A 14,098-nucleotide genomic window follows, 5' to 3' on the forward strand; every position below is an offset into this window, starting at 1 on the left:
CTGGTACCGCTACCAAGAAAAAACACAGATCGGGCGGCGAAGGGTTGGAATTGCCGCGCCAACATCGCTAGCAAGGCTCGTGACGCTTCGCGCTCAGACGAGGCAGGATAACCGCGCCGCGCAGGCCGCCCCGAGGAACGATCGATGGACGAGGATTTCCGCAAAGCCGCCCTAGATTATCACCGACTGCCGCGCCCCGGGAAACTGGCGATCGAAGCCACCAAGCGGATGGCCACCCAGCGCGACCTCGCCCTCGCCTATTCTCCCGGCGTCGCCGCGCCCTGCATCGCCATCGCCGAGAACCCTGAGCTCGCCCGTGACTACACCGCGCGCGGCAATCTGGTTGCGGTGATTTCCAATGGCACCGCCGTGCTGGGCCTGGGCGACATCGGCCCGCTGGCCTCCAAGCCGGTGATGGAAGGCAAGGCCGTCCTCTTCAAGAAGTTCGCGGGCATCGACGTGTTCGATATCGAGGTCGACGCCAAGGATCCCGACCGCTTCATCGAGGTGGTGGCGGCGCTGGAGCCCACCTTCGGCGGGATCAATCTCGAGGACATCAAGGCCCCTGAATGCTTCATCATCGAGCGCAAGCTGCGCGAGCGGATGAACATCCCGGTCTTTCACGACGACCAGCACGGCACCGCCATTGTCTGCGCCGCCGCCGTCCGCAACGCCCTGCTCGTCCAGGGCAAGCAGCTCAAGGAGGTCAAGCTCGTGACCTCGGGCGCCGGCGCGGCCGCCCTCGCCTGCGTGGATCTGCTGGTCTCGATGGGCCTGCCCGTCGAGAACGTCACCCTGACCGACATCAAGGGCGTGGTGCACGCTGGCCGCGAGCCGGACATGCCCGACAACATGGCCCGCTACGCCCGCCAGACCGACGCCCGCACCCTGCCAGAGGTGCTGCCGGGCGCCGACATCTTCCTCGGCCTCTCGGCCCCGCGCGTCTTCAAACCGGAATGGCTGCCGCTGCTGGCGCCCAACCCGCTGATCCTGGCCATGGCCAATCCCGAGCCTGAGATCTTGCCCGAGCTGGTCTATGAGACCCGCCCCGACGCGATCATGGCCACCGGTCGCAGCGACTACGCCAACCAGGTCAACAACGTCCTCTGCTTCCCCTTCATCTTCCGCGGCGCTTTGGACGTGGGCGCCAGCGAGATCAACGAGGCGATGAAGGTCGCCGCCGTCGAGGCGATCGCTGAACTGGCGCGGGCTGAGGCTTCCGAGGTGGTCGCCAGCGCCTATGGCGGCGCTGCGCCGGTGTTCGGCTCCCAGTACATCATCCCTAAGCCGTTCGACCCGCGCCTGATCCTGCAGATCGCGCCGGCCGTGGCCAAGGCGGCCATGGACAGCGGCGTCGCCAACCGGCCGATCGCCGACTTCGATGCCTATCAGGCTGAGCTCGAACTGTTCGTCTATCGCTCAGGCCAGCTGATGCGCCCCGTCTTCGAGCGCGCCCGCAAGCAACCGGTCAAGGTCGCCTACGCCGAGGCCGAAGACGAGCGCGTGCTGCGCGCCGTGCAGACCGTCGTGGACGAGGGTCTCGCCTACCCGGTGCTGGTGGGCCGCCGTGAGATCATCACCGGCAAGATTGAAGAGCTGGGACTGCGTCTGGCCGGCAAGGTCGAAATCATCGATCCCCAGGCCGACAAGGATCTGTTCGCGCCGCTGATCGCCGACTACCAGCGCCTGGTCGGCCGCCGGGGCGTGCCGCCGATCGCGGCCGAGCGCCGGGTCACCGGCCGTCGCACCGTCGCAGCCTCCATGCTCCTGGCGACCGGCTATGTCGAGGCCGCCCTGGTCGGCGGCAGCGGCGACTGGTGGCAGCACATGAAATACGCCCTGCCGATCATCCCGCGCCGCGACAATGTCAGCCGGGTCTATGCGATGTCGTCGCTGATCCTGGACAAGGGGACGCTGTTCTTCTGCGACACCCACGTCAATGTCGATCCGACCGCAGAGCAGATCGCCGAATGCACCCAGCTGGCGGCTGAGGCCGTTCGCCGCTTTGGCCTGACGCCCAAGGCGGCCTTGCTGTCGCATTCCTCGTTCGGGGCCAGCGACTCGCCGACCGCCCGCAAGATGCGCGAGGCCCTGGCCCTCCTCCGCGCCCAGGCGCCGGATCTGGAGGTCGACGGCGAGATGCATGCCGACGCCGCACTCAGCCAGCACCTGCGCGATCGCATGGTCGCCGACAGCCCGCTGAAGGGCTCGGCCAATCTGCTGGTCATGCCGACGCTGGATGCGGCCAATATCGGCCTGACCCTGCTCAGCGCCGCGACGGAGTCCCTGCTCGTCGGCCCAGTGCTGCTGGGCATGGCCAAGCCGCTGCACGTGCTGATCCCCAGCGTGACAGCGCGCGGTATCGTCAACCTGACCGCCCTGGCGGTGAATCAGGCGGTGTCCGAGCGCGCGTCCAGCTAGGCGCGCGAAACGGGCCTGAACGACAAAAGGCCCCGTCCGACACGTCAGCGTCGAACGGGGCCTTCCGAAGATCTCTGGAAAAGGCCGTCCCTCGGGGCGGCCTTTTCTTGTCCTGGCGTCTTAGAGGATGCGCAGGTTGCCGGCCGAGGTCTTGCCCGAGCGGCGGTCCTGTTCAAGCTCGTAACCGACCTGCTGGCCTTCGTTGAGGCCGCGCAGACCGGCGCGCTCAACGGCCGAGATGTGCACGAACACATCGCCACCGCCGTTGTCCGGCTGGATGAAGCCAAAGCCCTTGGTCGTGTTGAACCACTTCACGACGCCCGTGCCGCTCTCGCCGGTGCCGGCCGAGAAGCCGCCGCCGCCGCGCGGAGCATCGAAGCTGCGCGGGGGACGCGGGCCGCGAGCGGCGCCGCCGCCGGCCGGCGCCGGACCATGGCCCGTCACGCGCAGTTGACCCGCCGAGGTCTTGCCCGAGCGGCGGTCTTCTTCCAGTTCGTACGCGACTTGATCACCCTCGTTCAGGCCCGACAGACCCGAGCGTTCAACCGCGGCGATGTGGACGAACACGTCCTGGCCGCCGTCCTCGGGCTGAATGAAGCCAAAGCCCTTGGCCGGGTTGAACCACTTAACGACACCGTTCGCCATATTATCCTCAAACACCTCAATCGACGGGCTGATAGTCGGCCCGCGTCCTTCCGAGGGAAGTCATGACGCAAAACCTCGAGACGCGCTATGGGCTTTGAACGGAGAAAGTTGGTCGAAGGCCATCGAAGGGCAGAAAAATTCGCGCTTCACACAGCGAGCGTTGCGAAAATGCCGCTATAGGTTGCGATACCGGGCCGCAAAAAACCCCGACCGGATCCGGACGGGGTGACCTCAAGCTTAGTCCACTGGGTGCGGGGACAGGATTTGAACCTGTGACCTTCAGGTTATGAGCCTGACGAGCTACCGGGCTGCTCCACCCCGCGTCAGGGTGTTTTGGATTGTGAGGGAGGGTTCGTGGACTTGTGTTTTGATATCCTTTTGGCGGACCTGGCGGCGACCTACTCTCCCGCGCCTTGAGACGAAGTACCATTGGCCCAGGGGGACTTAACGACCGAGTTCGGAATGGGATCGGGTGGGGAACCCCCGGCAAAGCCACCAGGTCAGCGAAAAGGATATCATCCAGCCTCTTTCGAGGCCGGAGATTGTGAAGAAGACATCAGTGTCTGAAGTAGAGCCATGCGTTTGCATGGGTTTGACTGAAGAACGATCAAGCCTATCGAGCTATTAGTACCGGTAAGCTCCATGCGTCACCGCACTTCCACACCCGGCCTATCAACGTGGTGGTCTTCCACGGCTCTCAGCGAGACCTTGTTTTGAGGTTAGTTTCCCGCTTAGATGCTTTCAGCGGTTATCTATTCCACACTTAGCTACCCTGCTGCACAGCTGGCGCCATGACAGGTCCACCAGAGGTGTGTCCATCCCGGTCCTCTCGTACTAGGGACAGATCCTCTCAAGTCTCGTACACCCACGGCAGATAGGGACCAAACTGTCTCACGACGTTCTGAACCCAGCTCACGTACCACTTTAATCGGCGAACAGCCGAACCCTTGGGACCTGCTCCAGCCCCAGGATGTGATGAGCCGACATCGAGGTGCCAAACTTTGCCGTCGATATGGACTCTTGGGCAAAATCAGCCTGTTATCCCTAGAGTACCTTTTATTCGTTGAGCGATGGCCCTTCCACGCAGGACCACCGGATCACTATGGCCGACTTTCGTCTCTGCTCGACTTGTCAGTCTCGCAGTCAGGCGGGCTTATGCCATTGCACTCGACGACCGATTTCCGACCGGTCTGAGCCCACCATCGCGCGCCTCCGTTACACTTTGGGAGGCGACCGCCCCAGTCAAACTGCCCGCCACGCCATGTCCCGGACCCGGATAACGGGCCGCGGTTAGACGTCAGCAACAATAAGGGTGGTATTTCAAGGATGGCTCCGCCGGAACTGGCGCCCCGGTTTCATAGCCTCCCACCTATCCTACACATGTTGCTGCTAACGCCAAGGCGAAGCTGCAGTAAAGGTTCATAGGGTCTTTCCGTCTGACCGCGGGAACCCCGCATCTTCACGGGGAATTCAATTTCGCTGAGCCTATGCTGGAGACAGTGGGGAAGTCGTTACGCCATTCGTGCAGGTCGGAACTTACCCGACAAGGAATTTCGCTACCTTAGGACCGTTATAGTTACGGCCGCCGTTTACCTGGGCTTCAATTCAGAGCTTGCACCCCTCCTTTTAACCTTCAGGCACCGGGCAGGCGTCAGACCCTATACGTCGCCTTGCGGCTTCGCAGAGCCCTGTGTTTTTGATAAACAGTCGCTACCCCCTGGCTTGTGCCACTCTCATCTGGTTGCCCAAAAGAGAGTCACGCTTATCCCGAAGTTACGCGTGCAATTTGCCGAGTTCCTTCAGCATAGTTCTCTCAAGCGCCTTGGTATACTCTACCTGCCCACCTGTGTCGGTTTCGGGTACGGTCTCCGTTGGAGTTATTTCCAGGGACCTGTTCACTGCCAGGAGCAATCCAATAAGCCCTGACAATTTACCAGATCCGTCACTTCCAACTGGTTCAGGAATATTCACCTGATTCCCATCGACTACGCCTTTCGGCCTCGCCTTAGGGGCCGACTAACCCTGCGCAGATTAGCTTTACGCAGGAACCCTTGGGCTTTCGGCGAGAGGGTCTCTCACCCTCTTTATCGCTACTCATGTCAGCATTCTCACTTCCGATACCTCCAGCAAGGCTCACGCCTCACCTTCGTCGGCTTACGGAACGCTCCGCTACCGCGTGCACAAAGTGCACACCCATACCTTCGGCGACTGGCTTTAGCCCCGTTACATTTTCCGCGCAGGTTCGCTTGACCAGTGAGCTGTTACGCTTTCTTTAAATGATGGCTGCTTCTAAGCCAACATCCTGGTTGTCAAAGCAAACCCACATCGTTTCCCACTTAGCCAGTACTTGGGGGCCTTAGATGATGGTTAGGGTTGTTTCCCTTTTCACGACGGACGTTAGCACCCGCCGTGTGTCTCCCGGATAGTTCTCTTGGGTATTCGGAGTTTGATTAGAATTGGTACAGCTCGCGCCGCCCGCATCCATTCAGTGCTCTACCCCCAAGGAATTCGTCCGAGGCACTACCTAAATAGTTTTCGCGGAGAACCAGCTATGTCCAGGTTTGATTGGCCTTTCACCCCTATCCACAAGTCATCCGAGAATTTTTCAACATTCACCGGTTCGGTCCTCCAGTAAGTGTTACCTTACCTTCAACCTGCTCATGGATAGATCACCTGGTTTCGGGTCGTCATGCGACGTACTTATTCGCCCTATTCAGACTCGCTTTCGCTGCGCCTACACCTAACGGCTTAAGCTTGCACGGCACATGAAGTCGCTGACCCATTATACAAAAGGTACGCCGTCACCACGCGCGGTGGCTCCGACTGCTTGTAGGCTTCCGATTTCAGGTTCTGTTTCACTCCCCTTGTCGGGGTGCTTTTCACCTTTCCCTCACGGTACTTGTTCGCTATCGGTCATTGAGGAGTACTTAGGCTTGGAGGGTGGTCCCCCCATGTTCAGACAGGATTTCACGTGTCCCGCCCTACTCGAGTCTGTCGCTATTTGACGCTTACGGGGCTATCACCCACTATGGCTGTGTTTCCCAACACATTCAGCTTTATGTCACGACAGCACTGGCCTGGTCCCGGTTCGCTCGCCACTACTACGGGAGTCTCGGTTGATGTCCTTTCCTCCGGGTACTGAGATGTTTCAGTTCCCCGGGTTTGCTTAATGAACCCTATGTATTCAGGTCATTATACCTTGTCTGATCAACCGATCGTCGTCTCCGCCGAAGCGGAAACAAAGTCGGGTGACCATAAAGGTGGGTTTCCCCATTCGGAGATAGCCGGATCAAAGGGTGCTCGCGCCTCCCCGGCTCTTATCGCAGCGTGCCACGTCCTTCATCGCCTCTCAATGCCAAGGCATCCGTCAGAAGCCCTTATGCGCTTGATCGTTCTCAGCAAAACCCATGCTGTTTCAGCCCTCGCCGCATCTCGCGGGGAAGGCTGAGCCTGGGCTCTACCTTTAGTCAGACAATGATGTCTTCTTAAGTCCGCCCTTAAACCGGATCCGCATCCCAGGGGTGAGCTGCGGTCGGCGGGTGAACCCTGCCTTCACAATGTCATTTCGCATCAGCGCTGAGCGCTGCTGCAAACTTGTCATTCCAATCGCGAGATCAATCTCAACCCGCATCGTACGGGGAGATGGTGGAGCCAGACGGATTCGAACCGACGACATCCTGCTTGCAAAGCAGGCGCTCTACCAACTGAGCTATGGCCCCTCTCTTTAAAGAGATCTGGGTTAGCCAGGAGAGCTGGTCGTGATCCGAAGCATCAGAGGAAAGAGTGGTAGGCCTGGGCAGACTCGAACTGCCGACCTTACGCTTATCAGGCGTACGCTCTAACCACCTGAGCTACAGGCCTATGACGGCCTTCGGGGCGTCTGCCTCCGGGCTCGCGATCGACTTGATCCCTAACGGAACCAAGTGAGTGGAAAGAGAAACGAAGACGGCGGCGATCCGCTCATTTGTGGTCGTCTAGCGACCGTGTCTGGAGCCTCAATAAGCCCGTGAGAGCTTGGAGAGGCATCCTTAGAAAGGAGGTGATCCAGCCGCAGGTTCCCCTACGGCTACCTTGTTACGACTTCACCCCAGTCGCTGACCCTACCGTGGTCGCCTGCCCCCTTGCGGTTAGCGCAGCGCCTTCGGGTAAAGCCAACTCCCATGGTGTGACGGGCGGTGTGTACAAGGCCCGGGAACGTATTCACCGCGGCATGCTGATCCGCGATTACTAGCGATTCCAACTTCATGCTCTCGAGTTGCAGAGAACAATCCGAACTGAGACGACTTTTAGGGATTGGCTCCCCCTCGCGGGATTGCAGCCCTCTGTAGTCGCCATTGTAGCACGTGTGTAGCCCACCTTGTAAGGGCCATGAGGACTTGACGTCATCCCCGCCTTCCTCCGGATTAACTCCGGCAGTACGATTAGAGTGCCCAGCCAAACCTGATGGCAACTAATCGCGAGGGTTGCGCTCGTTGCGGGACTTAACCCAACATCTCACGACACGAGCTGACGACAGCCATGCAGCACCTGTGTCCCAGTCCCCGAAGGGAAAACCACATCTCTGTGGCGGTCCAGGCATGTCAAAAGGTGGTAAGGTTCTGCGCGTTGCTTCGAATTAAACCACATGCTCCACCGCTTGTGCGGGCCCCCGTCAATTCCTTTGAGTTTTAATCTTGCGACCGTACTCCCCAGGCGGAGTGCTTAATGCGTTAGCTGCGTCACCGACATGCATGCATGCCGACAACTAGCACTCATCGTTTACGGCGTGGACTACCAGGGTATCTAATCCTGTTTGCTCCCCACGCTTTCGAGCCTCAGCGTCAGTAACGGACCAGTATGTCGCCTTCGCCACTGGTGTTCTTCCGAATATCTACGAATTTCACCTCTACACTCGGAGTTCCACATACCTCTTCCGTACTCAAGACTGCCAGTATCAAAGGCAATTCCAAGGTTGAGCCCTGGGCTTTCACCTCTGACTAAACAGTCCGCCTACGCTCCCTTTACGCCCAGTAATTCCGAGCAACGCTAGCCCCCTTCGTATTACCGCGGCTGCTGGCACGAAGTTAGCCGGGGCTTCTTCTCCGGGTACCGTCATTATCGTCCCCGGTGAAAGAATTTTACAATCCTAAGACCTTCATCATTCACGCGGCATGGCTGCGTCAGGCTTTCGCCCATTGCGCAAGATTCCCCACTGCTGCCTCCCGTAGGAGTTTGGGCCGTGTCTCAGTCCCAATGTGGCTGATCATCCTCTCAGACCAGCTACTGATCGTCGCCTTGGTGAGCCTTTACCTCACCAACTAGCTAATCAGACGCGGGCCGCTCCAATGGCGATAAATCTTTCCCCCGAAGGGCACATCCGGTATTAGCTCAAGTTTCCCTGAGTTGTTCCGAACCAAAGGGCACGTTCCCACGTGTTACTCACCCGTCCGCCACTAATCCCGAAGGATCCGTTCGACTTGCATGTGTTAGGCCTGCCGCCAGCGTTCGCTCTGAGCCAGGATCAAACTCTCAGGTTGAGTTGACATTGACTTCAGACTTCCAGTCCCAGGGGAAAACCCAGGACCAGGTATCTGGTTTGCATAGTTTCTTGACGAGTTCCCATCACTCGATCGACCCGAAGGCCAACCGGCGTAATGGTGTCTTCTTCAAGAGACCGCATTCGTCAGCGTCAGTTGATGACCCGAAGGTCATCGCCAGAGCGCCGCCGCCTGCGTTTCTCTTTCCAATTCAACAATGTCAAAGACCCGAACCACCTCCCGGCGGCTCCATCGTTTAGCGCCCGATGTCGGCGGAGGCGGCTATCTATCCAACCTCGTTTTCCGTGTCAAATCGTTTTTTTCAAAACTCTCTAACTTTCTCCGCCGGTCCGGCCCGAAGGCTTTCTGCGGAGCCGGCAGCTTCTAAAGAAGTCACCGGAGCCAGTCAAGCGACTTTTTCAAAGAAAAAGCTGAGCTCTTCTGGAAGAAATACTTGGAAGCTCTTGCGAACATCTTTTGCATTTCAAGGAGCGCGGCTTCTAGCGAAACCGAATTCCTGGGTCAACCGAACTTTTCATTTTTGTTTTCCTCGCCAGCCAGGCTGGATCGGAGCGCAAAAAACACCGTTGGCGCGCCATAGGAGCGCCGCGAGATCGAAGAGATTCGACTGAGGCTGCGGAGACTAGCGATCCACGTTTCGAAACACAAGCCCCGAGAGACTTAAGTTCCGGTCCGTGGCGCGCCGCCCCGAAGCGAGGGGCGGCTTCTAGGCCCCCTCCCCCGAGACGGCAAGCGCGAAATCAGCGTTTCATCCCCATCCGCCCGCATTCCCTGTGCATGAACAACGTCATGCAAGACTTGCGCGGCGACCGCGCCTCGCTCAGAACGCGGACCACTCTATAGAGCGCGCGCCCTATAGACCCCTGCTCGCTCGATGAAGGCGCCCTGCAACCATGCTGTCTCAGAAGGCTCGCTACGCGCTCCGCGCCATGATCGAACTGGCGCGGGCCGACACACAGGTCACCGCCGGCGAGCTCGCCGAGCGCGCCGACGCGCCGCGCAAGTTCCTGGAAGCGATCCTGCTGTCTCTCTCGCGCGAGGGGCTAGTCATCAGCCGGCGCGGCAAGTTCGGCGGCTATGTGCTGGCGCGCGACGCCGACGCGATCAGCTTCGCCGAGATCATCCGCCTGGTCGACGGCCCCCTGGCGCTGACCCCATGCGTCAGTCGAACCGCCTTCCGACGCTGTGAGGACTGCCGCGACCTAGCCACCTGCGCCTTGCGCGAGGCCTTGCTGCGCGCGCGCGACGCCACAGCTGCGGTGCTCGAAGGCTACAGCCTGGCTGACGCCGCCAACGGGGCGGGCGCAGAACTCATAGAAGGCTGACAGCGCTCCATATTCGGATCGCCTATAAAGAGCGCCTTGAAGAAAGCGACCGACACTGCCGTCAGGTCGCCCCCGTCTCTCTCTATATATAGGCGACCGGCCTTGAGGCGCCGTCGAACGTCCGTCGGCTGGCCTTAGCCCGCGGCGATATAGGCCTTCAGGCCCTCAGCCTCGGCCTGGGTCGCCTGGATCTTGTACTTCACCAGATCGCCGATCGAGATGATCCCCGCCAAACGATCGTTCTGCACGACCGGCAAATGGCGAATACGGCGGTCGGTCATGCGCTCGAGCAGCGCATCGATAGTCTCGTCGGGCTGGGCGAAGACCACATTGGCGCTCATGCAGCCGCTGATCGGCTTGGTGAGCGCCGCCGCGCCTTCCTTGGCCACCATCCGGACGATATCGCGCTCGGAGACGATGCCGACGACGGCTTCCTTGTCGTCGACCACCACCATGGCGCCGACCCTTCGGGTATGCAGCAGCGCCGCCGCAGCGCCGACCGTCTCCTGAGGCGAGGCGGTAAACACGAGATCACCCTTGTCCTTGAGGATCTGAGAAACCAGCACAGCATGTCCTCCCTTGTTCTTTATAGAACGAGGGTCCTCCAAAGCGGCCTTTCAATCAATGGGGCTCGACGATCAGTGCGGATCGGCGGTCTGAGCGCCTCGTCCGGCCCAGTGGGCGAAAGGCCCGATCAACAGGACGCCGACCGCAAAGCCGATCAGATGGGCCTCCCAGGCGACGCCGCCTGCACCCATGGTCAGAAGACTGCCCGTGACGGCGAGGACGAGGTTGACCACCAGCCAGCCGAGACCCAGCGAGATCACACGCGGACCAAACATCGGTCCAAGCTGGCCGGGCGCGCTATCCATCGTGCGCGCGGCCGCGCCCATCAGGCCGGCGATCGCACCTGAAGCGCCGACCACCGGGCTCATGCCCTCAGGATGGATCGCGGCGAAGCCCACCCCCGCGATCACGCCGCAGACGAGGTAGAACAGGCAGAAGATTCCGCCTCCCCGGACATTCAGCCCCAGCACGCGGGAGACCGGCGCCCCGAAAGCGAGACCAAAGGCGGCGTTCATGATCGCGTGAATCCAGCCGCCATGCACGAACAGCATGGTGACCGCGCCGGTCCAGCGCCCTTCCCAGAACTCGCGCGGGACCAGGGCCAGGGAGTAGATCACCTCCTGGCTGGCGCCCTGCAGCAGAAGATGCGGAATGATCACGGCCGCCGCCACCAACAGCGCCGGCCAGGGCGCGTTCAAGATCGGCTCGGGGCGCTGGGGCTGGTCCATGACTTCTATCTAGGGGCTCACGCGACGATTCGAACCCCGTCGCGGGGCTTAACCATTTTTTCGAGACCTTGGGGCTATCCCTCATGCTGTATCTTTTTGGCACGAGGGTTGCTTGCCGCTCCGTGTCGACAGTCGCGGAGCCTCTCATGGCCTGGCATCGGAACATCAAGACGCGTGGGGCGATGGTCGTCGCCGCCGTCACGCTCGGCGCAAGCGGCGTCGCCTTGGCCCAATCGATGTCGACCAATTCGGCTTCGTTCAACGCCGGCTATGGCCGCAGCTCGGGCCAGGAAAGCCGGATGGTCGAGTATTCCACCCGCGACGCCAACGGCAACCGGGTGGTCGTGGACGGCGTCATGCTGACCGGCTCGGACCAGAGCGTTTTCTCGTCCAGCCGCAGCTCGGGCTCGCTGGACGCCTATTCGGGGGTCGGCGCGGTGGGCGGTTACGCCGGCTCGACCGCGATCGGCAATAACCTGACGGTCATCACCCAGGGCAACAACAACACCGTCATCGTCAATTCCAGCCAGGTGAACAGCGGCAATGTCACCGCCGGCGCGAACGTCGTGAAGGGCGGTACTCCGAAATGATGGTCAAGCGCACAGGCGCGGTCCTGGCCCTGCTGGCCACCGCGGCGCTCAGCGCCTGCGGCAGCACGCCGGTGGCCTCGACGGCCGGCAACTACGCCAAGCCCATTGGCACAGCGCCGGTGACGGCCAATCCCACTGACTACTCTTCCGCGCTCGTCTGCCTGAACCAGTATGCGCGCACCAACCGCATCGTCGCCCCGCGCATCGCGATCGGCCGGATCGCCGACTATACCGGCAAGGAAGAGTCCGACGGCTCGGGCCGCAAGGTCACCCAGGGCGCCTCGCTGATGGCCGTCTCGGCCTTCGCCAAGGCCGGCATGCCGCTGGTCGAACGCTTCGACACCTCGGTGTCGGAGTTCGAGCTGAAATACGCCAACAACAAGCTGATCTCGGATCGCCCCAACCCCGCGCCCGACGCGCCGGCCGACTTCCGCAAGATCCTGGCCGGCCAGGTGCCGGGCTCGGACTTCTATGTCATCGGCGGCATCACCGAGCTGAACTACAACATCCGCTCGGCCGGCGTTGACGCCTATGCCGGCGACAAGGACACCGACGGGCTGAAGGGCAACTTCCGCCGCCGCGTCTTCATCATGAACATCGCGCTGGACCTGCGGCTGGTGAACACCCGCACCCTCGAGGTGGTGGACGTGATCTCGTATCAGAAGCAGGTCGTCGGTCGCGAAATCAGCGCCGGCGTCTTCGACTTCCTCAATGGCAATCTCTTCGACATTTCGGCCGGTCGCGGGGCGCTGGAGCCGATGCAACTGGCGGTCCGCGCCCTGATCGAGCGCGCCACCGTCGAGATGGCCGCCAATCTCTACGGCATGCCCGGTCCGGAAAGCTGCCTGCGCTTTGATCCGTTCGGTGACGCCACCGTCGGTCAGACGGGCGCCTTCACACCGGCCTACAACAATCTGGGAACGAACAATGCGCAGACCCGCGATGACCCGTCTCGCTGGAACGCTCGCCGCGATCCCGATATCCGTGATGCTAAGCGGGGTCGCTACTAGCCAGACGACCACGCCGAGTCCGGTTCTCAACAACCAGATCAATCTGGGTGAGATCTTCTCGGAGCAGACCCTCAACGTTCAGACGGTCAGCGACGGCGTCACCGCCAGCACCACCGCCCAGGCCAACGGCGTCTCGGTCGGCGTGACCAACGCCGACGCCGCTGTGACGTCGAACCAGGACAATCAGGGCGCGGTCTATGGCCATAGCGTGGTTGATGTCGCCGCCAGCGCCGGTGCGTCGAGCGCGGTTCGAACCACGGCGGTCGGCAACGCCGCCGCCCTTTCGGCCTCGAACGGCACGATCTCGGCCTTTGCGGTGCAGACTAACTCGGCCGACGTCACCGCGCGTGGCCAGGTCGAGGCCGCCGCCGCCGAGGCCGCCGACCTGACCGTCTCGACCCTGGCGATGGGCAACAGCGCCGGGGTGACGCTGGACAACGGCTCGGCGGGCGCGCGGATCAGCCAGTCGACCACGGCCAACGTGCTGGCCGACGGCGGCGCGATCGTCGGCTACGTGCCGGGAACCAGCGCGGTGACCGCCACCACGGCGGGCAACAACATCAACGTGACCGGCGCCAACCAGTCGGCGGTCCGGGCGATCACCGACCAGGCCAACACCGCCGACGTGACCCAGGCCAGCAAGTTCACCGCCTACGGCAACAGCTACATGACCGCGACGGCGGCCACGGCGACGGGCAACAACCTGGCGGTCAGCAATGACGGCCCGCTGGCCGACGTGGCGGCTCACCAGTGGAACACCTCGTATGTCCGCGGCCAGGCCGAGGGCACGTCCTATCTGTTCGGTGCGGCCCAGACCACGGCCTATGCCGCGGGTAACTCCGCCCAGGTCAACAATGTCGGCGCCGAAATCGTGCTGGACAACATTCAGACCAATACGGGCGGCGGCGTCGAGGCGACCGCCAGCTTCGGCGGGCACGAGGGCTATGACGCGGTGACGACGGCGACCGCCATGGGCAATGCGGTGACCGGCTACGCCTGCTCGCGCTGCAATGGCCGCATGAGCGTGACCAACACCCAGAACAACAGCGCCGATGTCGGCGCCAGGTCCTCGACCACCGTGTCGTCCAGCGGCCGCCAGGTGACGGGCGTCTCGACCGCGATCGGCAACAACGCCAGCTTCAACGTCAACGCGCCCGGGAACTAAGCCGGGCAGCGTCGCGGCCCGGGCCCGACCGCACCGAGGCAAGATCGAGAATTTGGCGTTCCTTCGGCCTCTGGCCTGCTATACGCCCTCTCCTCCCGCGACGCTCCGCC

The 14,098-nt window shown here is 61.7% G+C and carries 8 protein-coding genes, 3 tRNA genes, 3 rRNA genes and 1 pseudogene; 5 read left to right on the forward strand and 10 right to left on the reverse strand.

From position 1 onward, the window contains the following. Positions 1–144 precede the first annotated feature (144 nt). Positions 145–2,421 carry an NADP-dependent malic enzyme gene (locus tag OVA11_RS16545; RefSeq protein ID WP_268068354.1) on the forward strand — a complete coding sequence of 759 codons (2,277 nt, stop codon included), beginning with the start codon at positions 145–147 and terminating at the stop codon, positions 2,419–2,421. Between the two features lie 120 nt (positions 2,422–2,541). On the opposite strand, the gene OVA11_RS16550 is transcribed toward OVA11_RS16545, so the two are convergent. From OVA11_RS16550 to OVA11_RS16585, 8 genes and pseudogenes are all read right to left on the reverse strand, one after another. Then, positions 2,542–2,736 carry a cold-shock protein gene (locus OVA11_RS16550; RefSeq protein ID WP_035017693.1) on the reverse strand — a complete coding sequence of 65 codons (195 nt, stop codon included), beginning with the start codon at positions 2,734–2,736 and terminating at the stop codon, positions 2,542–2,544. A gap of 126 nt (positions 2,737–2,862) precedes the next feature. Continuing rightward, positions 2,863–3,066 (reverse strand): annotated as a pseudogene (locus OVA11_RS16555) (cold-shock protein); the annotation flags it as partial. Positions 3,067–3,312: 246 nt separating this feature from the next. Next, positions 3,313–3,389: transfer RNA gene (locus OVA11_RS16560), tRNA-Met, on the reverse strand. Between the two features lie 62 nt (positions 3,390–3,451). After that, positions 3,452–3,566, reverse strand: a 5S ribosomal RNA gene (gene rrf, locus OVA11_RS16565). Between the two features lie 103 nt (positions 3,567–3,669). Next, positions 3,670–6,457: ribosomal RNA gene (locus tag OVA11_RS16570) — 23S ribosomal RNA — on the reverse strand. A 252-nt stretch (positions 6,458–6,709) separates the two neighbouring features. Further along, a tRNA-Ala gene (locus tag OVA11_RS16575) sits at positions 6,710–6,785 on the reverse strand. 65 nt (positions 6,786–6,850) lie between these two features. Further along, positions 6,851–6,927, reverse strand: a tRNA-Ile gene (locus tag OVA11_RS16580). 171 nt (positions 6,928–7,098) lie between these two features. Further along, positions 7,099–8,582, reverse strand: a 16S ribosomal RNA gene (locus tag OVA11_RS16585). Together the 16S, 23S and 5S rRNA genes with 3 tRNA genes alongside form the textbook arrangement of a ribosomal RNA operon. A gap of 914 nt (positions 8,583–9,496) precedes the next feature. Here OVA11_RS16585 and OVA11_RS16590 point away from each other — a divergent pair. Next, the gene (locus OVA11_RS16590) at positions 9,497–9,928 is read left to right on the forward strand and encodes an RrF2 family transcriptional regulator (protein ID WP_010920478.1); all 432 of its coding nucleotides are present in this window, start codon (positions 9,497–9,499) and stop codon (positions 9,926–9,928) included. Positions 9,929–10,062: 134 nt separating this feature from the next. On the opposite strand, the gene OVA11_RS16595 is transcribed toward OVA11_RS16590, so the two are convergent. Next, positions 10,063–10,494 carry a CBS domain-containing protein gene (locus OVA11_RS16595; protein WP_268068356.1) on the reverse strand — a complete coding sequence of 144 codons (432 nt, stop codon included), beginning with the start codon at positions 10,492–10,494 and terminating at the stop codon, positions 10,063–10,065. 72 nt (positions 10,495–10,566) lie between these two features. Beyond that, positions 10,567–11,223, reverse strand: coding sequence for a rhomboid family intramembrane serine protease (locus tag OVA11_RS16600; protein WP_268068357.1), 657 nt, complete (start codon positions 11,221–11,223; stop codon positions 10,567–10,569). 146 nt (positions 11,224–11,369) lie between these two features. Between OVA11_RS16600 and hfaA the strand changes: the two genes are divergently transcribed. The 3 genes from hfaA to hfaD are packed head-to-tail and all read left to right on the forward strand — an operon-like array spanning position 11,370 to position 13,988. Beyond that, complete coding sequence (gene hfaA, locus OVA11_RS16605; protein ID WP_268068358.1) at positions 11,370–11,813, forward strand: holdfast attachment protein HfaA; 444 nt, start codon at positions 11,370–11,372, stop codon at positions 11,811–11,813. Beyond that, positions 11,810–12,823, forward strand: a complete 1,014-nt coding sequence (gene hfaB / locus OVA11_RS16610) for a holdfast anchoring protein HfaB (protein WP_268068359.1) — start codon at positions 11,810–11,812, stop codon at positions 12,821–12,823. The genes hfaA and hfaB overlap by 4 nt, the downstream gene beginning before the upstream one ends. Continuing rightward, entirely contained in the window at positions 12,741–13,988 is a 1,248-nt protein-coding gene (hfaD, locus tag OVA11_RS16615) for a holdfast anchor protein HfaD (protein WP_268068360.1), read from the forward strand. Before hfaB ends, hfaD begins: the two co-directional genes overlap by 83 nt. Positions 13,989–14,098: the final 110 nt, after the last annotated feature.

The organism is Caulobacter sp. SL161 (genome assembly GCF_026672375.1).
Lineage (GTDB): Bacteria > Pseudomonadota > Alphaproteobacteria > Caulobacterales > Caulobacteraceae > Caulobacter.